The following is a 3,826-nucleotide window of genomic DNA, read 5'->3' as shown; positions in this document are numbered from 1 at the left end:
GCTCGCAGGAGGGGCGCACCATGGCTCGTACAGGACGGCTACTGGTCCAGCCTCTGGTGGTCGAGCGGTCGACGCTGCGACATCGACGCGGACGTGGGCAGTCGGCGGTGCATTCCCCCGGGCGCGGTCACTGGGCGGTGCCGGGTGCCGCGCCTGGCATGGTTGGGCCGGGGGCCGCGCTGCCGGTGTACTTGCCGAGAGCGCAAACCAGTGCGGCTATGTCAGGCAGGGCTTCGTACCGGCGCCGGTGGATGTCAGCGATCTTCGCGCCGACGTCCGGGGCCGCGTCGTCGGTGATGTCGAACGATACGAATAGGTCCACCAGCGGCAGTCCGATCCGGTCGGTGTGCAGATGTGCCGGGTGGTTCATGTACTGCTCGTACCCGGCAAGATCCTCCAGCACGAAGACGGCCCCGTACTCGTACTCTCCGCCGAAGTCCGGGCCGACGGTGTACGACTGGACGGCCGGAATGGTCCGGCCTTGGTGGCGCAGGCTTTCGAGGGCGGCATCCCTGTCTTGGTCCGAGACGCCTTTCCGCAGGGTGAAGCGGTTTCCGTGGTAGATCATCAGTGGCTCCTTTTTCCGAGGGCTGCCGGTTCACGGGCCAGGACGGGAGTGGACCGCATGCAGCCGTCCGGTGGCTGTCCCGCCCGTTGTTTCCTCACGAGAATCGAACAGGCAGGGGCTGCTCGCGTCGGTGAACTTCGCCTACTTCTGCGGCGACCGGCCGTCGCGTACCCGGCTCGGGCGCATTCGCCCAGCAGTCGCCCGGAGCTGGCGTCGGTGTGGGTGCTGGCGGGCGGTGGTGTCGTACGACACGAACCTGTCGTTCAGCGGCAGACCGGCCCGGTCCATGGCCAGGTGCGCCGGGTGGTTCCTGTACGCCTCGATGTTCTGGACCGTGGTGACCGCGCCATCCGCGAACTCTCCGCCCAAGTCGGGGCCGACGACGCGTGACGTGATGGACGGGATGGCCTGCATGTGCTCGCTCATTTACGCCAGACCGACCGCCTCGTCCACTCTGGAATGCCGGGGTTGAGGGTGAACCGTATGCAGCGGTAGCTCATCGGTCTTCCTTTTCGGGGGCTTCTCTTCAGGCCTTGTGCACGGCCGGGGTGAAGGCCGTGGCGTGGTCGCGGGCGAAGTCTTTGAGGTCGCGGGCGGGGTGTCCCGTGAGGTCGGGGACGGAGGTGTGCACTTCGGCGGCCTCGCCCCTGCGGTAGTGGGCGTAGTCCTCGACGAGGCCGGCGAGTTGCCAGGGCGGGAGAACACCGGTCAGCGCGGCGGTGAACCGCTCGGCAGTGGCGTCGTGGAAGGTGATGTGGCGTCCGGTGGCGGTGGACAGCGCCTGGGCGATCTGGTGGTGGGTCACGGAGCGCGGTCCGGTCAGCGTGTAGGTGCGGCCGTTATGTCCGGGGGTAGTCAGTACGGCTGCGGCAGCGTCGGCGATGTCCCTGGTGTCGATGGCGCTCACAGCGGCGTTGCCAATGGGCGCGGAGAGGAAGCCTTGGGCGATGGTGCCCGCGAGGCCGAGGAGTGCCTGGAGGTAGAGGTTGGGGCGCAGCACGGTGTGGTCGAGTCCGAGACCCGCCACATGTGCTTCGACCTCGGCGTGCCAGCGCAGGAACCGGACTGGTGAGTCGGCGCGGGCCGCGTACTGGGAAAGCAGCACGAGCCGTTGTACTCCGGTGTTGCGGGCAAGGTCGGCGAAGCGGATCTGGAGCTCTGCGGCGTCCGGGGCCGAGGGGCTGTTGAGGAAGGCGGCGTCGACGCCGTGCAGCGCGGCGGTGACGGAGGCGGGATTCATGAGGTCGGCGACGACGTTTTCGGCGCCGGGGACGGGCCGGCCGGAGTCGCGGATCATGGCGCGGACGGTGACGCCTCGGGCCAGCAGAGCGGGGACCAAGTCGCGGCCGAGGGTGCCGGTCGCGCCGGTCACGAGCACGGTGGGGGTGTTCATGGTGGTGTGCCTTTCTGGGGTTGGGTGGCTCGGGTGGTTCCGCGCGTTCGGTGGGTGCGGTGGGCTCCGCGAGTTCAGGCGCTGGCCAGACCGGCCATGGCCACACCGCGTGGCGGCCGCCGGCGGGCGAGCAATACCGCGGGGGCGGTCGCATCGCTCATCGTCTCGTCCATTACGAAGGAGCCTTATGGCGGCTTCCTGCGCGTGAAGGGGCCTGTGGGTGCTGTCCGTTGCGGTTCCGTGCGGTGCATGCCAGAACGATCCCGTGAACAGCGCTGCGTTCGCGTCGGTGAGAATCACCTACGTACGGCGGAGGTCGCGTCGGCAGTCGTTGCCGGTGAACGGGCGGACGCCTGGACAACATCACCGCTAGGGTTTCGATCATGACCACGACGTCCGCCCGCCCGCTCCTCGGCCGGCACGACGAGATCGCTCGCCTCCTCGACCTGGTCGGCGCCGCACAGCAGGGCCAAGGCGGTGTGCTCGTCCTGCGGGGCGAACCCGGCATCGGCAAGACCGCGTTGCTGGAACACGTCGAGCGTGCGGCACCCAAGGAGTTCCAGGTGATCCGCGCTTCGGGTGCGGAGTTCGAGGGTGAACTGCCCTTCGCGTCGCTGCACCAGCTGTGCGTGCCGGTACTGGCGCACCTGGAATCGCTCGCGCCCGCCTACCGCGATTCCCTGCGCGTTGCGTTCGGGCTGTCCGAGGGTACGCCGGACGCGTTCCGCGTCGGCCTTGCCACGCTGCAGCTTCTGGCGACCGCCGCGTCACAGCGGCCGGTGCTGTGCCTGGTCGACGACGCACACTGGATGGATGCCGCGTCCGCGCAGGCGCTCACGTTCCTGGCACGGCGCGTTGCGGCCGAACCGATCGTGATGGTGTTCGCGGCACGCGATGCGGGCACGCTGGGCGGGCTGGACGAACTGCCGGGGCTGACGGTCGGTGGCCTGAGCGTCGCGCACGCGCGGGCGTTGCTGGCCGAGGAGAAGGTCCTGACGCTCGACGAGCGGGTGCGCGATCGTCTGCTCGCCGAGGCACGCGGCAACCCGTTGGCGCTGATCGAGCTGCCGAAGGCGGGCGGCTTCGCGCCGCTGGCGCCCTCCCCGGTCGCGAGCCGGATCGAGCGCAGCTTCGAGGCCAGGATGGCGGAACTGCCGCTGGACGCAGCGTTGTTGTTGATCCTCGCGAGCGCCGACCCGACCGGCGACCCGAACCTGCTGTGGCCGGCTGCGCAACGGCTGGGCCTGGGCGTGCCGGCCGCGAGTGCCAGCGCCGAGGCGTCGGGTCTGGTGCGGTTCGGCACCCGTACGCGGTTCTGTCACCCTCTGGCACGCTCGGCCGCCTACCGTGCGGCCGAGCCGGAGCAGCGCCGGGCGGCACACCGGGCGCTGGCGGAGGCCACCGACCCCGTTGCCGCCCCGGACCGGCGGGCCTGGCACCGCGCGCAGGCCACCACCGGCCCGGACGAAGAGGTCGCCGCGGAGCTGGAGTCATCGGCGTCCCGCGCACAGGCACGCGGAGGCGTATCGGCCAGCGCCGCATTCCTCGAACGGGCGGCGGAACTCTCGCTCGATCCCGGCAGACAGAGCGAGCGCACGCTGGCCGCCGCGCGGGCCACCCTCGCGGCGGGCCGGGCGGACGCGGCGGGCGAGCTGCTGACCGGCATCGACGCCGAGTCGCTCGACGACCTCCAGCACGCCGCCCTCGACCTCCTGCGCGGGCAAATCGCCTTCGCCCGGGGCGCGGAGGGGGTCGTGCGCGGCCCGGAACTGATCCTGCGGGCCGCGCGGCGGCTGGCCGGCAGCGATCCGCACCGCGCACGCGCGTACTTTGTGGCGGCGCTGGAGATGGGCCTGGTCGTGGGG

General features: G+C 70.8%; 4 protein-coding genes. 1 reads left to right on the top strand and 3 read right to left on the bottom strand.

Annotated features, from left to right (window positions below):
- Window positions 1–127 precede the first annotated feature (127 nt).
- The 3 genes from ACQKIP_RS42275 to ACQKIP_RS42265 form a co-directional block, all read right to left on the bottom strand.
- Complete coding sequence (locus ACQKIP_RS42275; protein WP_365862146.1) at window positions 128–568, bottom strand: Dabb family protein; 441 nt, start codon at window positions 566–568, stop codon at window positions 128–130.
- 141 nt (window positions 569–709) lie between these two features.
- Window positions 710–982 (bottom strand): hypothetical protein, encoded by a 273-nt coding sequence (locus tag ACQKIP_RS42270; protein WP_427745435.1) that lies wholly within the window; start codon window positions 980–982, stop codon window positions 710–712.
- A 112-nt stretch (window positions 983–1,094) separates the two neighbouring features.
- Window positions 1,095–1,961: an SDR family oxidoreductase gene (locus ACQKIP_RS42265; protein ID WP_365862150.1), complete on the bottom strand. Its 867-nt coding sequence runs from the start codon at window positions 1,959–1,961 to the stop codon at window positions 1,095–1,097.
- Window positions 1,962–2,344: 383 nt separating this feature from the next.
- Between ACQKIP_RS42265 and ACQKIP_RS42260 the strand changes: the two genes are divergently transcribed.
- Window positions 2,345–3,826 (top strand): AAA family ATPase (locus ACQKIP_RS42260; RefSeq protein WP_427745434.1); only part of this gene is annotated, 1,482 nt, incomplete at its 3' end.

The organism is Streptomyces sp. NPDC059900 (assembly GCF_050270335.1).
Taxonomy (GTDB): domain Bacteria; phylum Actinomycetota; class Actinomycetes; order Streptomycetales; family Streptomycetaceae; genus Streptomyces.
Note: the sequence above shows the minus strand (reverse complement) of the source record. Positions and strands in the feature narration are given on the sequence as shown.

Bases quoted from the DNA above. Each gene is read 5' to 3' on its own strand.
- ACQKIP_RS42275 (WP_365862146.1), bottom strand. From the start codon at position 568: ATGATCTACCACGGAAACCGCTTCACCCTGCGGAAAGGCGTCTCGGAC.
- ACQKIP_RS42270 (WP_427745435.1), bottom strand. From the start codon at position 982: ATGCAGGCCATCCCGTCCATCACGTCACGCGTCGTCGGCCCCGACTTG.
- ACQKIP_RS42265 (WP_365862150.1), bottom strand. From the start codon at position 1,961: ATGAACACCCCCACCGTGCTCGTGACCGGCGCGACCGGCACCCTCGGC.